Origin of the sequence: Streptomyces sp. NPDC057438, assembly GCF_042802995.1 — a bacterium.
Classification (GTDB): Bacteria; Actinomycetota; Actinomycetes; order Streptomycetales; family Streptomycetaceae; genus Streptomyces.
This window is the reverse complement of the sequence record NZ_JBHVDD010000007.1, coordinates 51,171-75,257: the sequence shown is the minus strand read 5'-3', so window position 1 is coordinate 75,257 and position 24,087 is coordinate 51,171. Positions and strand designations below refer to the sequence as shown.

The following is a 24,087-nucleotide window of genomic DNA, read 5'->3' as shown; positions in this document are numbered from 1 at the left end:
CGTCGACCGTCGCGGTGCTACGACTCCCTGTCGACCTGCACCTTCTCCACGGCCACCTTCTCCACGGGCACCCCGTTGACCCCCGCGGAGCCTCCGGGGGACGCCCCGTTCTGGTTCATCGAGGACAACAGCTGCCGGGCCAGGCCCAGCCCCGTCCCACCCATGGTGAGGGCCTTGGCGAACATGTCCGCCATCCCGTCGGCCCCGTTGAGCAGCACCATGTTGTCGACATTGCCGAACGCGGACGCGCCCGCCTGCACGATCTCCGGCCACTGTTCGGCCAGTTGCTGCGCGATCACCGCCTCCTGGTTCTCGGCCAGCGCCGCGGCCCGCGCCTTGATTCCCTCGGCCTCGGCGAGCCCCTTCGCGCGCGTCGCCTCGGCGGCGGCGATGCCCTTGGCCTGCCGGGCGGCCGCCTCCGCCTCACCGGTCAGCTGGGTCGCGGTCGCCTCGGCGGCGGCCGCCAGCTCGGTCTCCTTGGCCTTGGCCTGTGCGGCGGAGATACGGGCGTCACGCTCGGCCTCGGCGAGCGTCCGCTTCTCGTACGCCTTGGCGTCGGCCGGCTTGCGGACGTCGGCCTGGAGCTGCTGCTCGCGCCGTGCCGCCGCCAGTTCCGCGACCCGTGTCTCCTGGACGACGACCTCCTGCAGGGCCGCCGCCTCGGCCAGCGGACCGGCCTGCTTGGCCTTCGCAGAGGCGTTGTCCCGCTCGGCCTGGTAGCCGGCCTGGAGGATCTCGCTGTCCCGGGTGGCCTCCGCCATGCGCGCCGCGGCCTGCTGCTCGGCCTCGGTGGCGAGCCGGTTGGCCTCGGCCTGCGCGATCCGGGCGTCCCGCTGGACGGCCGCCGCGTGCGGCATGGCCAGGTTCTTGATGTAACCGGTCGGGTCCTCGATCTCGTGGATCTGCAGCGAGTCGACGATCAGACCCAGTTTCTCCATCTCCGTGCCGCACGCGGCCCGGGTCTGGCCGGTCAGCTTCTCGCGGTCCCGGATCATGTCCTCGACCGTCAACCCGCCCACGATGGACCGCAGATGACCGGCGAACACGTTGTGCACCCGCTCCGAGACCCGCTTCTGCTGGCCGAGGAAGCGGCGCGCCGCGTTGGCGATGGACACGAAGTCGTCGCCCACCTTGAAGATGACGACACCCCGGATCTTCAGCGGAATGCCCTGGAACGTCACGCACTCCACGGCCAGTTCGGTCTGGTTCAGATCGAGGGAGAGCTTGCGCACCGCCTGCATGCCGGGCAGTACGAGGGTGCCGCGCCCGGTGACGATACGGAAGTTCATGCCCTCCGTCAGGCCCTCCATCTTGTGCTTGGAACCGGAGATGATCAGAGCCTCGTTCGGTTCTGCGACACGCCACATGAGCTTGAAGAGACTGATCAGTACCACTGCGACCGCGACGGCCGCCCCCGCGATGATGCCGACGAACATCGGCCCACCCCCTCTGGTCAGGTGCCCTGACGGCACCGAACGTCGGGAGTGTCCCGCGCGATCCGGCGGCGGTACAGGGCGCGAGGGACCGTTGTTGCAGTCCTGATGCGAACCGGTTCCCGAAGCCCGACAGACCACGCCGGGACGGCCCGACGGACCGTCAACTGTCGTACGCGGCCGACACGTAGACAGTCCGGGGCGGCAGGTACTCCATCACCATCACGAGCGTCCCCGGCGCGATCCGGTCCTTCGCGGAGGCGGGGTAGGCGAGAAAGTGCTCGGCGCCGCCCCGTACCCGGACGATCACCTCGCCGACGAGCCCGGGACCGACCGCACCGGTCACCCGTCCCATCAGCCCGACCATCGACGCTTCGTCCATGGTCACAGCGTACGGGTCGCGGGCCGGGCGCCGAACCCGCCCGCCCGCGCCCGCGCGCTCAGAGCGCGGGGGAGTCCGCGGTGCTCCGGCGCGGCGGCCACCGCTCGTGCCAGCGCTGGTCCGCCTCCAACTGCGCGGCCAGCGACAGCAGAAGGGGCTCGCTGTCCGCCGGGCCGAGCAACTGCGCGCCCACCGGCAGCACGTCGTCCACGAACCCCGCCGGTACGTTGACGCCGGGCCAGCCCAGCACGTTCCACGGCCACGCGTACGGGCAGGCCGCGATCATCGCGCGGTCGGTGCCGAGCCCGCCGAGGTTCAGCATGGAGCCGATGCGCGGCGGCGGAGCGGCGGTCGTCGGCGCCAACAGCACGTCGTACGACCGGAAGAGCGCGCCGATCCGCCGGTGCAGGGCGAACTCGGCGCGCCGGGCCAGCCGCAGGGGCGCCCCGCCGAGCAGCCGGCCGAGGCGGGCGGCCTCCAGGGTGCGCGGGTCGAGGAGGTCCTGCTCGGTGACGGCGCCCACGCGTTCGGCGATGCCGGCGGTGGCGCGCGGGATGAAGGTCAGCCCGATCTGTCCGTACCGGGGCTCCGCCTCCTCCACCACGTGCCCGAGCCCGGCGAGCCGTTCCGCCACGGCCCGCACCCGCTCCCGCACCCGGGGGTCGAGCCGCGCGGGCAGGGCGGTGAAGGGCGGCTTCAGGGACAGCGCGATCCTGAGCCGTCCCGGGTCCCTGCCGACGGCCGCGGAGGCGTCGACGGGGGCCGGCCGGTGCAGGTCGCCCTCGTGGTTGCCGCTCGCCGCGTCCAGCAGGAGCGCCGCGTCGGCCACCGTACGGGCGAGGGTGCCGTTGACGGTGATGCCCTGGAAGGACTCCGCGTGCGGCCAGGTGGAGATGCGGCCCCGCTGGGGCTTGATGCCGACGAGATGCGTCCAGGAGGCGGGGATGCGCACCGATCCGGCGCCGTCCGAGCCCAGCGCGGCCGGGACGATCCCCGCGGCCACGGCCGCCGCGGAGCCGCCGGAGGAACCGCCCGGGGTGTGGTCAGGGTGCCAGGGGTTGCGGGTGGCTCCGAAGGCCGGCCCCTCCGTGAACGGCCACTGCCCCAGCTCGCACGTGTTGGTCTTGCCGACGACGATCGCCCCGGCCGCGCGCAGCCGCCGTACGGCCTCGCCGTCCTCCGGCAGCGAGGGGAACTCGCCCCGGCAGCCGAACGCGGTCGGCTCGCCCGCCACGTCCATGTCGTCCTTCACCGCCACCGGCACACCGAGCAGCGGCCGCCGCCCGCCCTGCGCCAGCTCCCTGTCCGCGGCGTCGGCCTCGGTCAGCGCCGCCTCGGCCCGCACTCGCCGGAACGCGTTCACGGTCGGCTGGCTCGCCTCGATCCGGGCGAGCACGCCCTCGACGAGCGCCCGCGACGTCACCTCACCGGCGGCCAGCGCCCGAGCACACTCCACGAGACCCGGCGCACGGTCGACACCCATACGGAACACCTCCGGAAGCAGGATTTCTACCGAACGGTAATGTCCGCGCGGGCGCGGCGGTACAGCGTGGACGACTTGCCTGACGAGGGCGGCGATTCGTGCGGGCGCCCGGTGGGCTCAGCCGCCGCCGCGCACCAGGTGCCGCATGGTGAGGGCCAGATGGAGCCGGAGCCGCCCCTGGGGCGTGCGGACCGGCCAGCCGAGCAGGGCCTCCGCGTGGGTCAGACGGTCCTGGAGGGTGGAGTGATGGACGTTGACGCCGGTGGCCGCCGCCCGCAGGCTCGCGGTCGTGGCGACCGCGTGGAGCGTGGCGAGCATCCAGGGCGCGTCGGCCGCGGCCCGCTCCAGGTCCCGTACGTCCGGCGGCGGTTCGGCCCCCGGCGCGATCAACCGGGCGAGCAGCGCGATCCCGCCGAGGTCGTCGGCGTGGACCACACGCTCACCGGGGTCCTGCGCGGTGCCCTCGGCGGTGAACCGCAACGCCGTCCGCGCGCCGGCCCACGAGCCGGGCAGCCCCAGTACCGGCACCTCGGGCCCGACACCGACCCGCCCGGCGGGCAGCTCGTCCTCGCCGACCCGGACCCCGCGCACTCGCAGGATGCGGGGGCGGCCGCCCAGCGGGGCGAGAGCGCGGGCAGGCGTCGCGGGGTCGTCCAGGCCGAGGCGCCGGGCCGCGTGCAGCCGGGCCCGCTCGCCTGCGGAGGCGTCCAGGACGGTCTCCACCAGCGCCGGGTCGTCGGCGGGGGAGAGGGGCGCCCGGCCCCGGGTCCGGTCCAGCACCACCCGCAGCGCCCCGGCGGCCCGCTCCAGGATGACCGCGTCCACCACGCTCGGCTCACCGCCCCCGGCCCGCTCCAGCCACAGCGCGGGCGCACCGCCCGGCACGAGCGCGGCGGACGGCCACGCCGGGTCCGGCGCGGGGCCGGTGTCCTGGCGGCGGCCGTCGGGCTCCACCCGCACGCGCACGTGCCGCTCCGCGTCGGCCAGCCGCGCGGGACACCCGGCCAGCACGGCCGCGCCGCGCACCAGCGCCTCCAGCCCGGCCCGCGCCTCGGCCAGCGTGTCGAAGTACGCGATGACCCGCACGGCGGCCCCGGCATCCGGATCCACCGCGGTCAGCCGCCCCGCCAGCTCTTTCATACGCCTCATAGTGCGCCATGGCTCCGCCGGGCGGGGAGAACGGTTCGTCCGCGAGCCCGGTGGCGGGCCTGAAAAGCACGGGGCGCAGCTCCTGCTTTTCAGGGGCGCGGGGAACTGCGCGACCAGCCCCCACCGGACGGACGCCTGGGGGCGAAGGGGCGCAGGAGGGTGGGAAGGGTAGGGGCGGCGGGGCGAAGAAGCCCCGCGCCCCCGCGCTCCCGCACCCGCCCCTCACTCCCCGAGCAACCGCCGAACCCATCGCACGTGCGCCTCCCGGCACTCCCGCGACACCGCCGCCTGGGGCGCGAACCCGTCGAACCCGTGAAACCCCCCCGGGCCACACATGCAACTCCGCGACCCCACCCGCCTGCCACAACCGCGTCGCGTACGCGACGACCTCGTCCCGGAACGTCTCCGCCGACCCCACGTCCAGAACGCCGGAGGCAACCCGCTCAGATCCTCCGCCCGCGTCGGCGCCGCGTACTCCGACACCCCGGCCCCGCCCCGCCGCTCCCCGAGCAGCGCCGTCCACCCCGTCTCGTTGGCCGTCCGGTCCCACACCCCCCGCCCCGCCATCTGGTGGGCGGACGGCGTGTCGTTGCGGTCGTCGAGCATCGGGCACAGCAGCATCTGCCCGATCGGCCGGGGTCCCTTCCGGTCCCGCGTGAGCAGCGCCAGCGCGGCGGTCAGCCCGCCACCCGCACTCGCCCCCGCGAGGACGATCCGCTCGGCGTCACCGCCGATCTCGTCCGCGTGCGCGGCCGTCCACAGCAGACCCGCGTAGACGTCCTCGACGGGCGCCGGGTGCGGGTGCTCCGGCGCCAGCCGGTACTCCACGGACACCACGACCGCGCCCACCTCCCGCGCCCACGCCAGCGGCGCGTCCACCCCGACCCGGTTGTTGCCGACGATCATGCCGCCGCCGTGCACGTGGTAGATCACCGGCAGCGGGGCCGCGGTCGTGGGAGCGGCCGGGCGGCAGATGAGCAGCGAGACCTCCGGCTCTCCCGCGGGCCCCGGCACCAGCCGGTCCTCGACCTCGAAGAACCCGTCCATGGTCAGGTCGAGCTGGGCCAGCAGCGCGATGCCGGGCCCCTGGCGCATCGCCGGGATGTCGTCCATGGTCAGCCCGCGCGGCACCAGGTCCTTGATCGTCTCCAGGGCCGCCGCGAGCTCCGGATCGAACGGGGGCGGGGTCAGGGTCATGGTCTCTCCTCGTGCGGGTTCCGCGTCCACGCCGCGCACCGCGACGCGTGCCGGCGGTGCGTACCGCGACGGGTGCCAACGGTTCGTACCGTGATGATGAGCGCGCCGGCAAGCGGGCGGACGCCGTCGTACGGCGGTGGTTGCCCGCCATCCGGTGGGTGGTCCGCGGGTCGCCCGCAGCGGCGCGGCCGACGGACGTACCGCCGGTGTCCGCACCCGCGTCGAACACATAGTTCGCGCCATAGCTTTCGCGGCGCGGCACCCGGTGTCGCACCCCGTGCCGGCGGTCACGGGACCGGCGGCACGAGCGCCCGCGCCCACCCCGAGAGAACCGGTCGCGCGGCCTTGGCCAGGCACGCGACCGTTCACCGGCCGCCGAACCTGACCAGCGGATCGGCCATCGCCGTCGGCGGAACCGCGATCTGCCGCCGCGTCACCCGCGGGCCGCGGCACCGGGCGAGAGCCGGTCGCCCGCGCGCCGGCCCGGGGTGGAGGGCAGGCCACGCGTCTGCTCGGGTTCGCGGCCGACACTCACGTGTGGAGGTGGCGTGAAATGGCTGCACGGTTGAACAGATTTCGAACACATTCGCCAAACTGCCCAGCCACAAAGATCGGTGGTCCGAACCCGGGCCTCGCACGGCCGACGGTCCCCCGGCCGGAACGACCTTCACCGCTTCTGCAAGGATGCCCTCCTCATGGTGCAGATACCGAAAGAGCCCGCCTCGCCCTCGCCCCTGCAGCGATCCGTGCCCACGAGCGCCGACGTGGCACGGCTCGCGGGTGTCTCACGCGCGACGGTCAGCTACGTCCTCAACAACACCAGCGCCGTCCGCATCAGCGAGCCGACCCGCCGCCGGGTCCACGAGGCGGCCAAGGAGCTCGGCTACGTACCCCACGCGGCGGCTCGCAGTCTGCGCGCCGGCCACAGCCGCCTGGTCCTGATGCCCACGCCGAACGTTCCGGTCGGCCCGCTCTACAGCCAGTTCATCAACGAGATCCAATGGGCCCTCAGCCGGCTCGACTACACCGTCGTGCAGCACGGCGGCATCGGTCTGCGCGGCGACGACGCCGCCCGGGCCTGGGCGGAGCTGCGTCCGGTCGCGGTCATCGTGCCCGGCGTCGGTCTCGGCCCGCAGGGCGTGGCGGTGCTCAAGCGCTCCGGCGCCAAGGCCGTCGTCACCCTGACCCCCGAACCCGTCGAGGGCGCCCACGCGTTGATCCTGGACCACGCGGGCGTCGGCCACAGCGCGGGCCGGCACCTGGTCGAGAGCGGCCGCCGCCGCATCGGCGTCGTCGTACCGGAGGAGCCCGGCTTCGGGGTCTTCTCCCAGCCCCGCCTGGCCGGTGTACGGCGCGCGGTCCAGGGCACCGAGGCCACGGTCACCGAGCTGCCGCTCGCCTACGACGAGGCCGCCGCCGCCCGGCTCGCCCGCGACTGGCGCTCCCTCGGTCTGGACGCGGTGTTCGCGTACAACGACGAATACGCGATGCTGGTGATGCGGGCCCTCCAGGACGAGGGCATCGGCATCCCCGGGGAGACGGCCGTGGTCGGGGCCGACGACCTGATGCTCGGCCGGCTGCTGCGGCCGCGCCTGAGCACCGTCCATCTGGAACTGCCGTCCGGACGTCACCTCGCGGAACTGGTCGACCGCGTGGTGCGCGACCCCGCGTCGGTCCCCACCACCCACGACGTCCTGGGCGCCAGGGTCGTCCACCGCGAGTCGAGCTGACCGGGCCCCGGCGGTCACCGGCCCCGCCGGCCGGCCCGATGGCGTGTCCGGGACGAACTCGCCGCGCGTCCCGCCGACGACGAAGCCTCCGGCGTACTGCCCTCGCGCGCCCTCATCGAGCTGTACACCGATCGGCGCGGCACAACTCCTCGACCGGGAACCGGGGGCGAGCCTCGACCGGGTCCGGCGGGCGGCGCGTTTCGGTGACGACCCGACCCGGATGCCGCACACCCGGCCCGGCGGTGGCGTCCACTGCACGGGGCTGCCGCGGACCTGGTGAACCGGCCTGATCGTCAGCCGTTCTGCTCGGCCTGGGCCTGCTGCTCGGCGACGGCCTTGCGTACCTCGTCCATGTCCAGCTTCCGCGCCTGCCCGATGACGTCGGTCAGCGCGGCCTCGGGCAGCGCGCCCGGCTGCGCGAACACGGCGACCTGGTCACGGACGATCATCAGCGTCGGGATCGACTGGATGCCGAAGGCCTGCGCCAGCTCCGGCTGCGCCTCCGTGTCGACCTTGCCGAACACCAGGTCCGGGTTCTCGTCGGCGGCCTTCTCGTAGACCGGGGCGAACTGCCGGCAGGGCCCGCACCAGGACGCCCAGAAGTCGATGAGAACGAACTCGTTCTCGGTGACCGTCCGGTCGAAGTTCTCCTTGGTCAGCTCCACGGTGCTGCTCATGGCGTGCATCCCTCTTCCTGGTCTCGGTGCTCGGGGGCGAGCCGCACACGACAACGCCACCCCGTCGTGGCGTATTCCGCGCGCCTACCCGTTTGGCCACCGCGCACACCAGCAACCAGACTGACCCCATGACGGATACGGAGAACACCGAAGGCACAGCGGGCGACGCGACACCGGCCGAGTACGACGTGGTGGTGCTCGGTGCCGGACCCGTGGGGGAGAACGTCGCCGACCGCACCCGCGCGGCCGGCCTGTCCACCGCGATCGTGGAGAGCGAACTGGTCGGCGGCGAGTGCTCGTACTGGGCGTGCATGCCGAGCAAGGCCCTCCTGCGCCCCGCGATCGCCCGCGCCGACGCCCGCCGCGTTCCCGGGCTGCGCCACCTGGTCGAGGGCCCGCTGGACACCGCCGAGGTGCTCGCCCGCCGCGACTACGAGACCGGGCACTGGAAGGACGACGGCCAGGTCGGCTGGCTGGAGAGCGTCGGGGCGGTGCTGTACCGCGGCCACGCGCGCCTGGCCGGACCCCGCCGGGTCCTCGTGGACGTCCCCGACGGCGGGCGTCAGGTCCTCACCGCCCGGCACGCGGTGGTGGTCTCCACCGGCAGCCGCGCCCTCCTGCCCGACCTGCCGGGACTCGCGCAGGTAGGGCCCTGGACCAGTCGCGAGGCCACCAGCGCGCAAACGGCCCCCGGCCGGCTGATCGTCGTCGGCGGCGGGGTGGTGGCCGTCGAGATGGCCACCGCCTGGCGGTCGCTCGGCTCCGAGGTCACCGTCCTCGTACGCGGCAAGGGCCTGCTGCCCCGCATGGAACCCTTCGCCGGTGAACTGATCGCCGAGGCGCTCGCCGAGTCGGGCGTGGACGTGCGGACGGGGACGTCGGTGACGGCCGTCTCCCGCGAGAACGGGACCGTGGTGGCCCTCACGGACACCGGCGACCGGCTGGAGGCCGACGAGATCCTCTTCGCCACCGGCCGCGCCCCGCGCACCGACGACCTCGGCCTCGACACCGTCGGCCTGGAGCCCGGCTCGTGGCTGCCGGTCGACGACAGCCTTCGGGTGACGGGCACCGACTGGCTGTACGCGGTCGGGGACGTCAACCACCGGGCGCTCCTCACCCACCAGGGCAAGTACCAGGCCCGGATCGCCGGGGCCGCCATCGCCGCCCGCGCGGGCGGGGTCCCGCTCCTGGAGAGCGACGCCTGGGGCGCCCACGCGGCCACCGCCGACCATGCCGCCGTCCCCCAGGTCGTCTTCACCGACCCCGAGGCCGCCGCCGTCGGCCTCTCCCTCGCCGAGGCGGAACAGGCCGGCCACCGCGTCCGCGCGGTCGACGTCGAGTTCTCCTCCGTCGCGGGGGCGGGCCTGTACGCCGACGGCTACCGGGGACGTGCCCGCATGGTCGTCGACCTGGACCGCGAGATCCTGCGCGGTGTCACCTTCGTCGGCCCGGCCGTCGGTGAGCTGATCCACTCCGCCACCGTCGCCGTCGTCGGCGAGGTGCCGGTCGACCGGCTCTGGCACGCGGTGCCCTCGTACCCGACGCTCGGCGAGGTGTGGCTGCGGCTGCTGGAGGCGTACCGGGGCTGAGTGCCGCCGTGGGCCGGTCCGGGTGTTCAGTCGGGCAGCAGGAAGCCCAGCGCCCGGGCGGCCCGGACCGGAGTCGGGTCGTTCCACCGGTCGGCCATCGCCTGGTTGGACGACAGCGACCGCAGCTCGGCGTGGTCGAGGTAGAGCGTGCCGTTCAGATGGTCCGTCTCGTGCTGGACGATACGGGCCGGCCAGCCCGAGAACTCCTCGTCCACCGCCCCTCCCCGCTCGTCGAGCGCCCGCAGCCGCACCTTGGCGTGCCGGGCCACCACGGCCTGCCAGCCCGGCACGCTCAGGCAGCCCTCGAAGAACGCGTCCCGGAACGGCCCCACGGCCTCGTACGCGGGATTGACCAGGACGCGGAACGGCTGCGGGACCCGGTCCCGGGCGAGCCGTACCTCCTCCGGGACCGGGGCGGGGTCCTCGATCACCGCGATCCGCAGGGGCACCCCCACCTGGGGCGCGGCGAGGCCGACACCGGGCGCCGCGTGCATGGTGGCGCGCAGGGCGGCCACGAAGCGGTCCAGGAGGGCCGGGCCGAGCTGCCCGTCGAAGGGCTCGGCGGTGCGGCGCAGCACCGGGTCGCCCGCGGCGACGATCGGCAGCGGCCCCTCGTGGGCGAGGAGTTCCTCGACCCGGTCGCTCAGGGGGCGGGAGTCGGCGCGGTCAGGTTCGGAAGGCATCGGGCCAGGATGCCAACCGCCGTCGTGCGGCGCGAGGCGGCTCACGCGAAGGCCCGTCCGCTCCGGGAGGGGCGGGCTGCGACGAGTGAATGTGACCCGCATCACGCGAGAGGCCGGGAACTCGGGGCCCGCACGATCCGACTACTGGACCGCCACGTCGTCCCCGCATCCCGGAGCATCCGCCGATGACCATCGCCCCCTCGACCGAGACGGACGAGTCCCGCGAACCCGTCGCCAAGCCCGACGGCACCACGAGGGGCTGGGCCTCGCTCAGGCCGCTCGTGCTGCGGCTGCACTTCTACGCGGGCGTCCTCGTCGCCCCGTTCCTGCTGGTCGCCGCCCTGACCGGCGGACTGTACGCCGCCTCGTTCTCGATCGAGGAGATCGTCTACGCGGACCGGACCACCGTCGCCGAGGTGGGCGACAAGAAGCTGCCGATATCCGAGCAGATCGCCGCCGCCCGCAAGGCGCACCCCGAGGGCGCCGTCTCCGCCGTGCGCCCCTCGCCGGAGGACGACGCGACGACCCGGGTGATGCTGACGGGCGTGGAGGGCATCGACGAGGCCAACACGCTCGCGGTGTTCGTCGACCCGTACACCGCCGAGGTGCGCGGCGCCCTGGAGCAGTACGGCTCGACCGGCGCGCTGCCGGTGCGGACCTGGATCGACAAGTTCCACGCCAACCTCCAGCTCGGCGAGCCGGGCCGCCTCTACAGCGAACTCGCGGCCAGCTGGCTGTGGGTCATCTCGGGCGGCGGCCTCGTGCTCTGGTTCGCCCGCCGCCGCACCCAGCGCAAGGTGCGCGGCACCAGCGGCCGACGCCGCACGCTCGGCCTGCACGGCACGGTCGGCGTCTGGGCCGCCGCCGGGTTCTTCTTCCTCTCGGCGACGGGCCTGACCTGGTCGACCTACGCGGGCGCCAACATCGAGGTCCTGCGCACCGAACTGCATCAGGCGACCCCGGCGATCTCGGCCGCCGCCGGTGACCACGGCGACCACGGCGACGGCTCGGCCGAGGGCGGGGCCGCTCCGGAGGGCGACCTGGACAAGATCCTCGCCGCCGCACGGGCCAAGGGCCTCGGCGACCCGGTGGAGATCGTGCCGCCCGCCGACGCGTCCTCCGCGTACGTGGTCAGGCAGGTCCAGCGCAGCTGGCCCACCAAGCAGGACGCGGTGGCCGTGGACCCGGCGACCTCGGAGGTCACCGACACCCTCCGCTTCGCCGACTTCCCGGTCCTCGCCAAGCTCTCCCGCTGGGGCATCGACGGTCACACCGGCGTGCTGTTCGGGCTGGCCAACCAGCTCCTGCTGATGGCCCTGGCGGCCTCCCTGGTCGTCCTGATCCTCTGGGGCTACCGGATGTGGTGGCAGCGCGGCCGCGCCTCGTCGTTCGGCCGCCCGATCCCACGCGGGGCCTGGCAGCAGGTGCCGCCGCAGATTCTGGTCCCGGCCCTCGCGGTCATCGCCGTGCTCGGCTACTTCGTCCCCCTCCTCGGCATCCCGCTCGCCGCGTTCATCGCGGTGGACGTCGTCCTGGGCGAGATCGCGCACCGGCGAGGCACGCGGTCGTACGGCGGCCGGGCCGAGGCGAAGCAGGGCGACCGGGCGGAGGCGAAGTAGGGCGGCCGGAGGGAAGTGCGACGCGGCCCTCTCCGGGGAGGCGAAGCGCCGTGAGGGGGCGCGTCCGGACCGGACACGCCCCCTCACCGCGTGTGCACGCGTACCCGTAGGTGTTCCGCGCCCCCTACGGCTGCGCGAAGTCGCCCGCGAGCGCCGAGGCGATCCGCAGGTGGGACTCCGCCTCCTGGTGCCGGGACTGCCGCTCCAGTGTGCGGCCCAGCATCAGCCGGGCGTACTGCTCCACCGGGTCCCGCTCGACGAGAACGCGCAACTCTGCCTCGGCACGTCGCAGTTGGGCCGAGTGGTAGTAGGCGCGGGCCAGCAGCAGCCGCGGACCGGTCTGCTCCGGGACCTCCTCGACCAGAGGGCCGAGGACGCGCGCCGCGGCCGCGTAGTCCTTGGCGTCGAAGAACATCCTGGCGCGCTCCCAGCGCTCGGCGGGTGTTCCGTGGTCGTAGTACGTCGTGTCCACCGGTGCCTCCTTCGACGCGCACAACCCCCGCCTGCTGTTGAATATTCCACTACTTCGTGCGGGTGCCGCGCGAGGGCCGCAGGCCCTTGCCGACGGGCGGACGGCTGACGGGGGCGGCCGGACGGGACTAGGTTGTGCGGCATGAGCAATCTTGATCGCGAAGCGGTGCCCGCGGTGTGCGGCGGCCGGGGTTTCGTGGTGGCCGAGCCGGTGCGTGAACTCCTCAGCCCCCGCCGGGTGAAGCTCGGCGAGTCCACGGAGGTGCGGCGGCTGCTGCCCAACCTGGGCCGCCGCATGGTGGGCGCCTGGGCCTTCGTCGATCACTACGGTCCCGACGACATCGCCGACGAGCCCGGTATGCAGGTGCCGCCGCACCCGCACATGGGCCTGCAGACGGTCAGCTGGCTGCACCAGGGCGAGGTGCTGCACCGCGACTCCACGGGCAGCCTGCAGACGATCCGTCCGCGCGAGCTGGGTCTGATGACCTCCGGACGGGCCATCAGCCACTCGGAGGAGAGCCCGCGCTCGCATGCCCGCTACCTGCACGGTGCCCAGCTCTGGGTCGCCCTGCCGGACAGCCACCGGCACACCGACCCGCGCTTCGAGCACCACGCCGAACTGCCGGTCGTCACGGCCCCCGGCCTGAGCGCCACCCTCATCCTCGGCTCCCTGGACGGCGCGACCTCGCCCGGCACGACCTTCACGCCGATCGTCGGCGCCGACCTCACGCTGGCCCCCGGCGCCGACGTGCGCCTCCCGCTCGAACCCGACTTCGAGTACGCCGTCCTCTCCATGGCCGGCGAGGCCCACGTCGACGGCGTCCCCGTCCTCCCCGGTTCCATGCTCTACCTCGGCTGCGGCCGCACCGAACTCCCCCTGCGCACCGACACGGACGCCTCCCTCATGCTCCTCGGCGGCGAGCCCTTCGAGGAGGAGCTGATCATGTTCTGGAACTGGATCGGACGGTCGCAGGAGGAGATCGCACAGGCGCGTCGGGACTGGATGGAAGGGTCGCGGTTCGGGGAGGTGAAGGGGTACGACGGGGATCCGCTGCCGGCCCCCGAGCTGCCGCCGACACCTCTGAAGCCACGGAGAAGGGTCCGTTGACCTGCGGAAATCGCTGACGCGTCGTGATGGGTGGGTGAGCTGTCCTGCGGTGCTACCTCCCGCGCTTCGACCGATCACGGGAGGGTGGCAGCGCTGGCTGCAGGCCCGCTGTGGAGGGCTGGGTGAGCCCACAGTCTGGCCGTGTGTGGGCAGCTGTGGCAGGACTCTTGCTCACTCAATGCCAACTTTTCTGATGAACCGTCAGATGCCGGCGTCTTTCTTTGCCGCCGCTTCGTGGCACGCGGCGGTCTCTGTAGGTTCGGAACGGCGGCGGCCGAATGCTGACCTTGCGGGCGGTTGAGCCGTGCCTCGGCGAGAATGTTCGGCTTCACCCGTCGTTTTGTGGAAGATCGACAAGTGGCGGCTGGCCGTGGTGATGAGTGCCCTGGTCTTGCTCCGCTGAGGGCGATGGTGTTTCAGGGGGTCAGCGGGTTTTTCGTCTGCTGGTGGTACACGCCTGACCTCGCTCCTGACCTGCGACAAAGGGTGGAGACGTCGAGTGCCAGGCTGATTCGGTCCGCACCTGGTATCACGGCGAGGCAGACATCGCTCGTCGTCTCACGCACTATCACACCGGCCTCACCAACTGTGCTCGCTTCGTGGAATTCGCCGCGGGGATGTGGGGGCTGACCATCCGGCCGGAGTTCCATCTCGCGAAGGACGGGAAATGCGCTTAGTGATGTTGTCGGCTCGGACGCCGGCGGCGTCCTGGGTGACGTCGAAGCGCACCCGACCGCCCGCGACCAGCAGGCGCTCCGCGTCGCCGTGCACCGCCGAACTGTGGGCGACGGCATCCAAGCCGTCGCCTCCTGGGCGATGGCGCCCAGGCCCTGCTCCGGATCGAACCACTTCACCACACCGCTCGGCACAGGCGCCCCCAGCTCTTGCCCCTCCCGATGGGAGCACCCAGCATCTGCCCGCGCACGATCGGTGACAACCGGCGCGGGTCCTGGCGTGCGAGGCAGGTACCCCGCGTCCGTCCCCGGCATCACCACCCCGTCCGAAGCGACCGGCAGTCAGGACGTGCTGCCGAAAGTGCGGGGTGGTCGGCTTTCCGATCGCGCTGGGTGGTGCGGGGACACCTTCGCGGAGGGCGGCGGCTGGGTGGGGTGCCGGCAAGCCGGGCATGCCTCGTGACACCCCTCGGGCGCCACGACGGTCCCTATTCATGGCACGTCTCTCAGTCGCGGGCGACATTGATCATGTCGAAGCCCGCCAGGTGACTCCCGAACTCACTTCGAAATGACACCCACGGCAGCCACGCTCCTCCCGGCTGACCGCGATGCATGGTTTCCAGAGCGGAGGCCAGGACGTGGGGATCGTGATGGCCCTTGTAGACCGCGGGCGGCCGCTTGTCGAGCTTGAGGAGCTGGGCCACCGCTGTCCAGGCGGTGCGTACGGAGTACTCGACGGTGAAGACGACGTCGTCGGGCACCTCGGCGAACTGGCCGATGAAGGCGAGGTTGACCGATCCCTTGGGCACGACGTGGGGCCGGTCGTCGCGGCGGCGGGCCAGGAACTGGCTGGTGATGTACGGCATGAGGCAGGGCACGACGGTGGAGGTCTCCAGGACACGGGCTGCTGTCGGCGCGTCGAAGGGCAGGTGGTGCAGGACCTCTTCGAGGATCTCCCGGCCGGAACACATCGTCATCGGCTTGGGGGTGTGGTTGCCCGCTCGGCCGGGGAACAGGCCGTAGCCCCACCAGACCGCGACGTCCTCCGGCTGGTCGCGGTAGACGGGCTGACGGTTGGCGACGATGGTGAGCAGCCAGTTGGAGTCGGTGAACGTCATCAAGCCGCCCTTGCCGGTCTCGCGGCCGCTGAACTCCTCCAGCGCTTTGAGGAAGGCAGGATCCTTGGTGGTGACGGTGAACGATTCCCAGCGGGACTCCTTGACGTGCTTGTCGAAGGCGTCCGGGTTGCCGAAGTCGTCACGCCCGCGTGCCAGCCGGTGCCAGAGCAACCAGGCGTCCGAGCGATGTGGAGCCGGTGGCGGTGCGGCGGTGTGCGAGCCGAGGCTGGAGGCGTCGGTCATGGAGCCGTTGGTCACCAGGACCAGGTCTTCAGGGGCTACCTCGATCTGCTCGTCACGGCCGCTATGGGACAGGTGGATGCGCTCAACCCTCGTACTCCTGCGGCCCGGTGCGAGTGCGAGGTCGGTGACGTGGCAGCCGGTGTGGATGGTGACGCCCCGTTCGTGGAGCCAGGCGGTCAGGGGGCGCACGATGGAGTCGTGTTGGTTGTAGCGGGTGCGGTGGATGCCTGACATAGAGGCGAATTCGGGGAAGAGGTGGATGAAGCGCCTGAGGTAGCGGCGGAACTCGATGGCGCTGTGCCAGGGCTGGAAGGCGAACGTGGTGCACCACATGAACCAGAAGTTCGTGGTGAAGAAGTGCTCGCCGAAGCAGTCGGTGATGCGCTTGCCGTCCAGGTGTCCCTCGGGGGCGGCCAGGCATCGGACCAGATCCAGTCGGTCGCGTTCGGAGAATCCCATCGAGCGGGTGTCGACGATCTTCCCGTCGCCGTCGACGAGGCGTGCGATGTCGTCCCAGGAGAAGTCCTCGTGTCCGGTTAGGATCTCCTGCTTCACCGACACCGAGGGGTCGTCGAGGGTGGGAATGCCGGACAGCAGGTCGTACGTGCAGCGGTACTCGGCCTCGAACATCCGCCCGCCGCGCATGGTGTAGCCGGCGTCGGCCGTGCCGCCCGCGTCGAGGCTGCCGCCGATGTTCCGCTGCTCCTCGAAGAGATGGATGTCCGCTCCGTCGAATCCGCCGTCCCGGATCAGGAACGTGGCCGCGGCGAGCGCCGCGATACCGCTGCCCACCAGATACGCCTTCGCCATCACACAACTCCTCGTCATCGCCCGTCGATCGGGAACCGCACAACACCAGCGTTTCCTGCGCCTGCGAGCGCTGTCAGTGGGCCGTTGGTCACCCGTCTGGTCCGAACGGCCCGGGATGTGGGCTCCCATGCACAGGCGCGGGGAAGCACAGATGCCCGGTCGGTGGACCGTCACCGACCGGGCTGTACTCACCGCGGGCTCACCCCGGGTAAGAGTCCGCCGCGCTGCCGCTGACTTCGGCAGGGCGTGGCTCAGCCGCCCCGCCGCGCCACGGCGGTGCCGGTGCGTGGTGGCCGTGGTGCCCGGCGTGGACCGCCTTGTCGGTCTGGCGGCGCAGCCGGTCTTGGAGCTGGTCGACGACCTCTCGGCCGGTGGCCTCTTCGGCGAGCACGACCACTTCACGCCGCCCGACGTGCAGGGCGGCCGTCGCCGACCAGGGACGGTCCGCGTGGTGGGCGGCTGCTCTCGTGATCCGCACCTCGCCGGTGACGGGTGGCAGCCCCGGCCGGTCCACGACGGCGTCGATCTTCGTGCGGGCGTAGGCCAGGGTGTCCTCGTCCACCTCTCCGTCCGAGCGCAGCAGCACGGTGGGAGTGGTGGCCTGGGTGTCCTTGCTGGTCATGTCGGTTCCTCCTGGAAGTACGGTGGGATGTCCGACGGCGTTCAGGCCGCCGGGCCGGGCAGCCACAGGTCGGGGCCGAAGACCTCGTAGCGGATGCGTTGTGCCGGAACCCCGGCGCGCAGCAGCTGTCCGCGGACGTCGCGCATGAACGGGAGCGGGCCGCACAGGAATACCGTGGCGCCGTCGGGCAGTTCGATGCCGTCGAGGCTCATCAGACCCTCGCGGGCGTCGGGTTCCTCCGGGCCGGGGCGCTCGTACCAGAAGACCGCGCGGGCGCCCGGCAGTTGCTCGACCAGCTCGCCCGTCTCGGTGCGCAGGGCGTGGTCGGTGGGGGAGCGGTCGGCGTGCAGGACCAGCACCGGGCGGATCGAGCCGAGGGCGGTGAGGTGGGCCAGGATGCTGGTCATGGGGGTGCCGCCGATGCCCGCGGAGACCAGTACGACCGGAGTGGTGGCGTCGGCCGGGTCGTCGAGGAAGACGTCGCCGAAGGGAGCGGAGAGCGTCAGTTCGTCGCCCTCGTGGACCTGGTTGTGCAGCAGGTTGGAGACCTCGCCGTCCGGCGCGTCGGCCGTGCCGGCGACCCGCTTGACGGTGATGCGCCGCAGATCCCCGCCCGGGTCGGAGGACAGGCTGTACTGCCGCGGTTGGCGGACCCCGTCGGCCATCAGGACCCGCACGCTCACGTACTGGCCCGCCCGCGCCCGCGGCGCCGGTTCGCCGTCGGCGGGGCGCAGCACGAAAGACACCACGTCCGGTGTCTCGGTACGGCGCTCGACGACCGTCCACTTCCGCCAGACCTGGCCGGGCTCAACGCCCGCGTCCTGGTACAGGCGGGCCTCACGGCCGATCAGGGCGCCGGCCATCAGCCAGTAGACCTCGTCCCAGGCGGCCGCGACCTCCGGGGTGACCGCGTCGCCGAGTACCTCCGCTATCGCGCCGAACAGGTACTTGTGCACGATCGTGTACTGGTCGTCGGTGACGCCGACCGCGGCGTGTTTGTGCGCGATGCGGTCCAGCAGGGTGTCCGGGCGGGTGTCCGGGGCGTCGAGGAGCGTGGTCGCGAACCCGGCGATCGAGCCGGCCAGTGCGCGGCGCTGGGCTCCGCTGGCCTGGTTGCCGCGGTTGAACATCCCGTCGAGTAGTTCCGGCCGGTCGCGGAACATCGCGCCGTAGAAGCGTGTCGTGATCTCGTCCAGCGCTCCGGCCACGGCGGGCAGGGTGGCACGGACGACGGCGGCGGATTCTGCGGACAGCATGAAGCCTCCCGGGCAAGGGATGAGGTGGGATGGACAGCCGCATCGCATCGGGCGGCATCTTCTGTGTAGCAGGCACCTGGCTGCGTTTCGGCGCTGTTTCACGGCGCTGGGCGAAGAGGGGCCGAACGGCCCCATCGATTCAGGAACATCGGCCCCACAACCCGCCCCGCCGCGGGGCCGCACGGCACCGGGTCCACCTCCCGTCGGCCCTGTCCGCTACCGGCGTCCTGGGCGAGCGCCGACAGCGGCGACATCGTCAGGCACTCTGCAAGCGTCGCGCTGTGGAGGACGGATCCCCGGCCGGCTCACTGATCGCGGGACCACTCCCTGTATGCGGTCACGGCTGTCGGCAGGGTGGGGAAGATCCGCTCGCTGCCGACGGTGTCCGCCAGGCCGTACGCTGTCAGGTCGTCCAGCAGGTCCTGCTTGACCCGGGCGAGGGCGAAGACGATGCCGCGGTGGGCGAGTTCGCGGCGGAGTTCGTCGACCGCGTCCAGGGCGGTGATGTCGACCGCCACATTGGCCTCTTTGTTGAGGACGAACCAGCGGACCGGTTCGGTCTGTTCGTCGAGTGCCGGGAGGAGCCCAGCAGGGCATACAGGGCGAGCGCCGGCAGGATCGCCCACAGCCCGGCGACCGGCGGCAGGCCGGCCACCCCCGCGTACGCCATCACCTGGGGCACGAGATACGCAGCCACTGTCACCCCGGCCAGGACGTCGCCCCGCAGCCACGAGCGCCGATAGCCGAACAGCGCACCGAGCCCGGGCACCAGGCGGCGCCACCTTGGAGTACGGCCGACCGAGCTCTGGGACATGATCCTCCTTGAGCCGAAGAACCTCATGATCCTCCGGGACCCTGGTCGGCCGCGAGATGCCGAACGGGCCCGCAGGTGCCGTTGCTCCCAGGTGTTCTCGGACGCGGTTCGGCTCCGAGCGCACGAGGCTCGGCGGATCGGGCTGGTGACCCACGGTCTGCTCGACACTGGCCTCGCTTTGCTCGCAAGTACCGCTCTGTCACGGCCGGCGTCGCGGGCACTGCGATGGCGCGGACACCTCGGCCGATGGGGCCTATCGGCCCCAGACCGGGGACCTGCGGGCTCTGCACCGAGTCTTTCCTCGTCGCCACCCTGGGGTCAGAACCCCGATCAGGAGGTGGACAACATGTCCCGCAACGTCACCGTGGGCCTCGACGGCTCGCCCGAGAGCCGTGCCGCTGCCGAGTGGGCGGCGCGCGAGGCGAAGCTGCGCGGCCTGCCGCTGCGGTTGGTGCACGTCTGGGAACCCGTCCCGGAGCCCATGGCGCAAGCCCCGCTGCTGGGCGCCGAGACGCAGCAGCACTGGAGCGAGCGAAGCGAGATGGGGGTACCCCCGGCGGAAGTCCCCGAGCCTTCGGCCGGGGGTGCCCCCAGGGGGAGAATTCCGCGCGAGACGGCCGCGGGACTCCGCCTGCGCCACCCCGGCGTGCACGTGGACATGGAGCAGATTCTCGGCCGGCCCGCCGAGGCGCTGACGGAGGCGGCGAAGGACGCCGAGCTGCTGGTCCTCGGCTCCCGAGGGACGAGCGGCATCGGAGGATTCCTCGTCGGCTCCGTGGGCCAGTCCGTCGTGGCGCACGCCGAGCAGCCGGTGGTTCTCGTGCGGGCGGGGGAGCAGGCCGCGGACGGCCATGCGATGGATCCGTCCGCAATGCCGTCCGCTGCGGCCCTGTCCGGCCCCGTCGTCCTCGGGCTCGACACCGACAGCCCCGACGACACCCTGCTCACCTTCGCCTTCGAGGCGGCCGCCCGCCGTGTCACACCCCTGCGGGTCGTCCACGCGTGGAATCTGCCGCCCTACTACGCCTACGGCCTGCCCGCCGACCCCGAGCTCAACGCGGTGCTGGGCAAGCAGGACGCTGCCACGCTGGCCGAGGTGCTGCATCACTGGAAGGAGAAGTACCCCGCCGTCAGGGTCGTTGAAGAGTCCCGTTCCGGCAGTGCCGCCGTCCAGTTGGTCGACGCCTCCCGGGAGGCGTCCCTGGTCGTCGTGGGCCGGCGGATCCGCAGAAGCCCGCTCGGCGCCCACATCGGCCCTGTGACGCACGCGGTACTGCACCATGCCACCGCCCCCGTCGCCGTCGTCGCGCACGACTGAACGCATCCTCTCAAGGAGTAGAGATCATGAACGCAGCGGTGGGACGAGCCCTCGGTGGGCCCTTGGTCGTGGGCGTGGACGGTTCCGAGCCGAGCTTGCGTGCCGTCGACTGGGCGGCCGACGAGGCCGTGCTGCGTGGGGTGCCGTTGCGGGTGGTGTACGCCTGCCTGTGGGAGCGGTACGAGGGCGCCGCACTCACCCGGGACCTCGGCAAGCCGACCACGCTGCCGTTGGCCCAGGACGTCGCCGGCGCCGCTGCTCAGCGGGCACGTGCCCGGCACCCCGACCTGAAGGTGACCGCCGACGTGGTGTTCGAGGAGCCGGAGTACGCCCTGGTGCGCGAGGGGCGGGACGCCTCCGCGCTGGTCATGGGCACCCGCGGTCGCAGCGGCATCGCCGAGATGCTGCTCGGCTCCGTCAGCCTGGCCGTCGCCGCCCACGCCGACTGCCCGGTGATCGTCTCCCCGGCGGCCGGCAGGTGCTCGGCGTGCCGCTGGAAGTACCACTGGGTGCGCTGGCGCTCAGTCGGCTTGGGCAGGGCCACGATCCGGGCAACGCGGGGGTTGAGATGTTCCGCGACCCGTTTGATGGTGCCGCCCTTGCCCGCTGCGTCCCGGCCTTCGAAGACGACGACCAGGCGGGCGCCCTCAGCCCGCACGCACTCCTGCAGTTTGACCCACTCCGTCTGCAGGCACAGCAGTTCCCGTTCGTATGCCGTGCGCGGCACCTTCGCCGCCTTCTTGCCGGTCATGCCGCGTCCATCGCCCGATGGCTTGCGTCGATGACTTCAACGCAATCACTGGTGCCCCGGTCGGAGACCGGGACAGCACCGTACTGACCGGCAAGGAGCGGCGCACCCTGAACCCGCACCGTCAGGCATGCCTCCCGCGTCCGGGCCGGGGACGACCGGCGAAATCTTGGGCCTACCGGCCCTCGCATCGCCCCCAGACAGCCCATGGGACCACCCCCCGATCCGCCGGATGCTCGAAATGACAAGAGGTTTGGAGGAGTCCCGCGATGACGCACGACGTGACCGACCGACCCCCCGTCCACGCCCTGCTCACGGACGGCACCACCGTGTGCATCCGTCCTGTGGTGCCGAGCGACCACGATCAGTTGGAGGGGCTGTACGAGGAGATGTCCCCGGAGAACCTGCGCCTGAGGTTCTTCGCCGCGAGCCACCGGTCTGCCGGTCTGGCCGCCGACCGGGCCTGTGCTCCGCCCCGCCCCGGCTACCGGGCACTGGTGGCCGAGACGCAGGACCGGGTGATCGGCCTCGCCGAGTACGACACCGGGGACGAGAAGGACGTGGCCGAAGTGTCCATCGCCGTCGCCGACGGGCTACACCACCGCGGCGTGGGAACCCTGCTCGTCGAGCACCTCGTCTCGGCCGCCCGCGCGGAGGGCATCACGACCTTCACGGCCGACGCGCTGAGTGAGAACCACGAGGTGTTGAAGCTCTTCGCCGACCTCGGTCTACGCACGGACCGCCGCTTCGAGGGCCCGGAGGTGCGCTGCACCATCGTCCTCGACCAGAGCGACCCCTACCTCACGGCCGTTGAGGAACGCGGCCGGGCCGCCGACGTCGCCAGCCTGAAGCCGCTGCTGCGGCCTAAGGTGGTCGCCGTCGTAGGGGCCGGGCGCAAGCCGGGTTCGGTGGGCCGGGCGATCCTGCACCAGCTGCACTCGGGCGGCTACACCGGGCGCCTGTTCGCGGTGAACCCCGCCGCGCACTCGATTCTCGGCGTGCCGTCCTACTCGTCGGTCAGCGCCCTGCCCACGACACCTGACCTCGCGGTGCTCGCCGTACCTGCCGCCGCGATCCCGGAGACAGCCGCGGAGTGCGGCAAGGCGGGCGTACGCGCCCTCCTCGTCGTCACCGCAGGCATCCACGCCGACCAGGCCCAAGCCCTGCTGGCGGCCTGCCGTTCGTACGGCATGCGCCTCGTCGGCCCGAACTGCCTCGGCATCTCCAACACCGACCCGGAGCTGAGCCTGGACGCCACGTTCGCTGCCGGACATCCGCGCCCCGGCACCGCGGGCGTCGCTGTGCAGTCCGGCGGCGTCGGCATCGCCCTGCTCGACGGGCTGTCCCGGCTCGGTATCGGCGTCTCTTCCTTCGCCTCTCTCGGCGACAAGTACGATGTCAGCGGCAACGACATGCTCCAGTGGTGGGAGAGCGACGGCCGCACCGGCCTCGCCCTGCTGCACCTGGAGTCGTTCGGCAGCCCGCGGGCGTTCTCCCGCACCGCCCGGCGCGTGACCCGTCGTATGCCCGTACTGACCGTCGACGCCGGCCGCACCGACGCGGGTCGGCGCGCTGCCGCTTCGCACACCGCGGCCGCCGCCACCCGCACGATGACCCGTGGCGCGCTGTTCACCCAGGCCGGCATCACCGCCACCCGGTCGATCGGCGAACTCCTTGAGACAGCCGCGCTGTTGCACTCCCAGCCGCTGCCCGCAGGTAGCCGGGTGGCGATCGTCACCAACGCGGGCGGGGCCGGTGTCCTCGCGGCCGACGCCTGCGCCGAAGCCGGGCTGTCGCTCCCGGCGCCCACACCGGAACTGATCGACGACCTGCTCGCCGTGCTGCCGGACGGGGCTGCCGTGGGCAACCCGGTCGACGCCACCGCCGCCGTCACGGAGGAGCAGCTCGCGGACTGCGTGGACCGGATCATGCGGTACGGCGGCGTCGACGCCGTCCTCGTGGCCCTGGTCCCCACGGCGGTCGCCGCGGCGACCGGCGACGACCTCGTCCGGGCCCTCACCCGCGCCGCCGGTCGGAGGGCGAAACCTATCGCCGTGGTACGGCTCGAACAGGGCCTGCCCGTCGAGCTGTTGCCCGCCGCCGATGACGGCAACGTCCCGTCGTACGCCGAACCCCAGGCCGCCGCACGGGCGTTGGCCCACGCCGGCCACCGCGCGGCCTGGCTGGCCAGGCCCGCCGGGATGGTCGCCGACCTCGACGGCGTCGAGACGGAGCGCGCTCGCACCGTCGTCGAAACCTACCTCGCCGCTCACCCGGATGGCGGCTGGCTGGACCCGCGCACCTGCGCCGACCTGCTGGCCTGCTACGGCATCCCGCAGATCCCCTGGGCCTGGGCCGAGACCGAGGACGACGCCGTCCTGGCCGCCGACCGGCTGCGCGGCAGCGATGGCCGGGTGGTCATGAAGGCCCACTGGCCCGGGCTGGTGCACAAGAGCCAGCAGCACGCCGTCCACCTGGACCTGCGCGGCGATTCCGAAATCCGGGCGGCCTTCCGCGACCTGGAGACCCGCTTCGCCGGACTGATGACCGGTGTCGTGCTGCAGCCGCTCGCCGCCCGCGGCACCGAGCTGTTCGCCGGCGTCGTCCAGGACCAGGTCTTCGGCCCGCTCGTCCTGTTCGGACTCGGCGGTACGGCCACAGAGGTCCTGGCCGACCACGCGGCCCGGCTCGCCCCGCTCACCGACCACGACGTGCACGACCTGATCACCTCCCCGCGCTGCGCCCCGCTCCTGTTCGGCGCGCACGGCAACGGACCCGTCGACCTCGAGGCGCTGGAGCAGCTGCTGCTGCGGCTGTCCCGCATGGCGGCGGACCTGCCGCAGCTCGCCGAGACCGACTTCAACCCGGTCCTCGCGACACCGGGCGGCGTCACCGTGCTGGACGCGCGGATCCGCCTGGCGCCGTGCGGGCCCCAGGACCCCTATCTGCGCAGGCTCCGCTGA

At 72.6% G+C, this 24,087-nt stretch carries 17 protein-coding genes and 4 pseudogenes; 7 read left to right on the top strand and 14 right to left on the bottom strand.

Annotation, left to right across the window (positions count from 1 at the left end; all coding sequences use genetic code 11):
- Window positions 1–17: 17 nt before the first annotated feature.
- From ACFU5F_RS06780 to ACFU5F_RS06760, 5 genes are all read right to left on the bottom strand, one after another.
- Window positions 18–1,436: a flotillin family protein gene (locus ACFU5F_RS06780; RefSeq protein WP_383882941.1), complete on the bottom strand. Its 1,419-nt coding sequence runs from the start codon at window positions 1,434–1,436 to the stop codon at window positions 18–20.
- Between the two features lie 160 nt (window positions 1,437–1,596).
- The gene (locus ACFU5F_RS06775) at window positions 1,597–1,821 is read right to left on the bottom strand and encodes a hypothetical protein (RefSeq protein WP_012999015.1); all 225 of its coding nucleotides are present in this window, start codon (window positions 1,819–1,821) and stop codon (window positions 1,597–1,599) included.
- Between the two features lie 52 nt (window positions 1,822–1,873).
- Window positions 1,874–3,298: an amidase gene (locus tag ACFU5F_RS06770; protein WP_383882938.1), complete on the bottom strand. Its 1,425-nt coding sequence runs from the start codon at window positions 3,296–3,298 to the stop codon at window positions 1,874–1,876.
- A 117-nt stretch (window positions 3,299–3,415) separates the two neighbouring features.
- The gene (locus ACFU5F_RS06765) at window positions 3,416–4,438 is read right to left on the bottom strand and encodes a helix-turn-helix domain-containing protein (RefSeq protein WP_383882935.1); all 1,023 of its coding nucleotides are present in this window, start codon (window positions 4,436–4,438) and stop codon (window positions 3,416–3,418) included.
- A gap of 231 nt (window positions 4,439–4,669) precedes the next feature.
- Complete coding sequence (locus ACFU5F_RS06760) at window positions 4,670–5,644, bottom strand: alpha/beta hydrolase (protein ID WP_383882932.1); 975 nt, start codon at window positions 5,642–5,644, stop codon at window positions 4,670–4,672.
- A 695-nt stretch (window positions 5,645–6,339) separates the two neighbouring features.
- On the opposite strand from ACFU5F_RS06760, the gene ACFU5F_RS06755 reads away from it, so the two are divergent.
- Window positions 6,340–7,374: a LacI family DNA-binding transcriptional regulator gene (locus tag ACFU5F_RS06755; protein ID WP_383882929.1), complete on the top strand. Its 1,035-nt coding sequence runs from the start codon at window positions 6,340–6,342 to the stop codon at window positions 7,372–7,374.
- Between the two features lie 293 nt (window positions 7,375–7,667).
- On the opposite strand, the gene trxA is transcribed toward ACFU5F_RS06755, so the two are convergent.
- Window positions 7,668–8,051, bottom strand: a complete 384-nt coding sequence (gene trxA, locus ACFU5F_RS06750; RefSeq protein WP_383882926.1) for a thioredoxin — start codon at window positions 8,049–8,051, stop codon at window positions 7,668–7,670.
- A 128-nt stretch (window positions 8,052–8,179) separates the two neighbouring features.
- On the opposite strand from trxA, the gene ACFU5F_RS06745 reads away from it, so the two are divergent.
- Window positions 8,180–9,640, top strand: coding sequence for a dihydrolipoyl dehydrogenase family protein (locus ACFU5F_RS06745; RefSeq protein ID WP_383882923.1), 1,461 nt, complete (start codon window positions 8,180–8,182; stop codon window positions 9,638–9,640).
- Window positions 9,641–9,666: 26 nt separating this feature from the next.
- On the opposite strand, the gene ACFU5F_RS06740 is transcribed toward ACFU5F_RS06745, so the two are convergent.
- Window positions 9,667–10,323 (bottom strand): peptide deformylase, encoded by a 657-nt coding sequence (locus ACFU5F_RS06740; RefSeq protein ID WP_383882920.1) that lies wholly within the window; start codon window positions 10,321–10,323, stop codon window positions 9,667–9,669.
- 185 nt (window positions 10,324–10,508) lie between these two features.
- Here ACFU5F_RS06740 and ACFU5F_RS06735 point away from each other — a divergent pair, with 185 nt between their 5' ends.
- Window positions 10,509–11,942 carry a PepSY-associated TM helix domain-containing protein gene (locus ACFU5F_RS06735; protein ID WP_383882918.1) on the top strand — a complete coding sequence of 478 codons (1,434 nt, stop codon included), beginning with the start codon at window positions 10,509–10,511 and terminating at the stop codon, window positions 11,940–11,942.
- A gap of 124 nt (window positions 11,943–12,066) precedes the next feature.
- Here ACFU5F_RS06735 and ACFU5F_RS06730 read toward each other — a convergent pair whose 3' ends face one another.
- Window positions 12,067–12,414, bottom strand: coding sequence for a tetratricopeptide repeat protein (locus ACFU5F_RS06730; RefSeq protein WP_383882915.1), 348 nt, complete (start codon window positions 12,412–12,414; stop codon window positions 12,067–12,069).
- Window positions 12,415–12,555: 141 nt separating this feature from the next.
- On the opposite strand from ACFU5F_RS06730, the gene ACFU5F_RS06725 reads away from it, so the two are divergent.
- Entirely contained in the window at window positions 12,556–13,521 is a 966-nt protein-coding gene (locus ACFU5F_RS06725) for a pirin family protein (RefSeq protein ID WP_383882912.1), read from the top strand.
- Window positions 13,522–14,701: 1,180 nt separating this feature from the next.
- Here ACFU5F_RS06725 and ACFU5F_RS06720 read toward each other — a convergent pair.
- The 5 genes and pseudogenes from ACFU5F_RS06720 to ACFU5F_RS06700 form a co-directional block, all read right to left on the bottom strand.
- Complete coding sequence (locus ACFU5F_RS06720; RefSeq protein ID WP_383882909.1) at window positions 14,702–16,366, bottom strand: oleate hydratase; 1,665 nt, start codon at window positions 16,364–16,366, stop codon at window positions 14,702–14,704.
- Between the two features lie 199 nt (window positions 16,367–16,565).
- On the bottom strand, window positions 16,566–16,988 hold the full coding sequence (locus ACFU5F_RS06715; protein ID WP_383882906.1) for a hypothetical protein: 423 nt from the start codon (window positions 16,986–16,988) through the stop codon (window positions 16,566–16,568).
- A gap of 41 nt (window positions 16,989–17,029) precedes the next feature.
- Window positions 17,030–18,244, bottom strand: a complete 1,215-nt coding sequence (locus ACFU5F_RS06710; protein ID WP_383882903.1) for a globin domain-containing protein — start codon at window positions 18,242–18,244, stop codon at window positions 17,030–17,032.
- Window positions 18,245–18,549: 305 nt separating this feature from the next.
- Window positions 18,550–18,825, bottom strand: a pseudogene (locus ACFU5F_RS06705) (STAS domain-containing protein); the annotation flags it as partial.
- A 44-nt stretch (window positions 18,826–18,869) separates the two neighbouring features.
- Window positions 18,870–18,914, bottom strand: a pseudogene (locus ACFU5F_RS06700) (hypothetical protein); the annotation flags it as partial.
- A gap of 490 nt (window positions 18,915–19,404) precedes the next feature.
- Here ACFU5F_RS06700 and ACFU5F_RS06695 point away from each other — a divergent pair.
- Complete coding sequence (locus ACFU5F_RS06695) at window positions 19,405–20,376, top strand: universal stress protein (RefSeq protein WP_383882901.1); 972 nt, start codon at window positions 19,405–19,407, stop codon at window positions 20,374–20,376.
- A 26-nt stretch (window positions 20,377–20,402) separates the two neighbouring features.
- Window positions 20,403–20,837, top strand: a pseudogene (locus tag ACFU5F_RS06690) (universal stress protein); the annotation flags it as partial.
- On the opposite strand, the pseudogene ACFU5F_RS06685 reads toward ACFU5F_RS06690, so the two are convergent.
- Window positions 20,813–21,127, bottom strand: a pseudogene (locus tag ACFU5F_RS06685) (polyphosphate kinase 2); the annotation flags it as partial. The pseudogenes ACFU5F_RS06690 and ACFU5F_RS06685 sit on opposite strands and share 25 nt — an antisense overlap.
- Window positions 21,128–21,393: 266 nt before the next feature.
- Here ACFU5F_RS06685 and ACFU5F_RS06680 point away from each other — a divergent pair.
- Entirely contained in the window at window positions 21,394–24,087 is a 2,694-nt protein-coding gene (locus ACFU5F_RS06680) for a GNAT family N-acetyltransferase (protein ID WP_383882898.1), read from the top strand.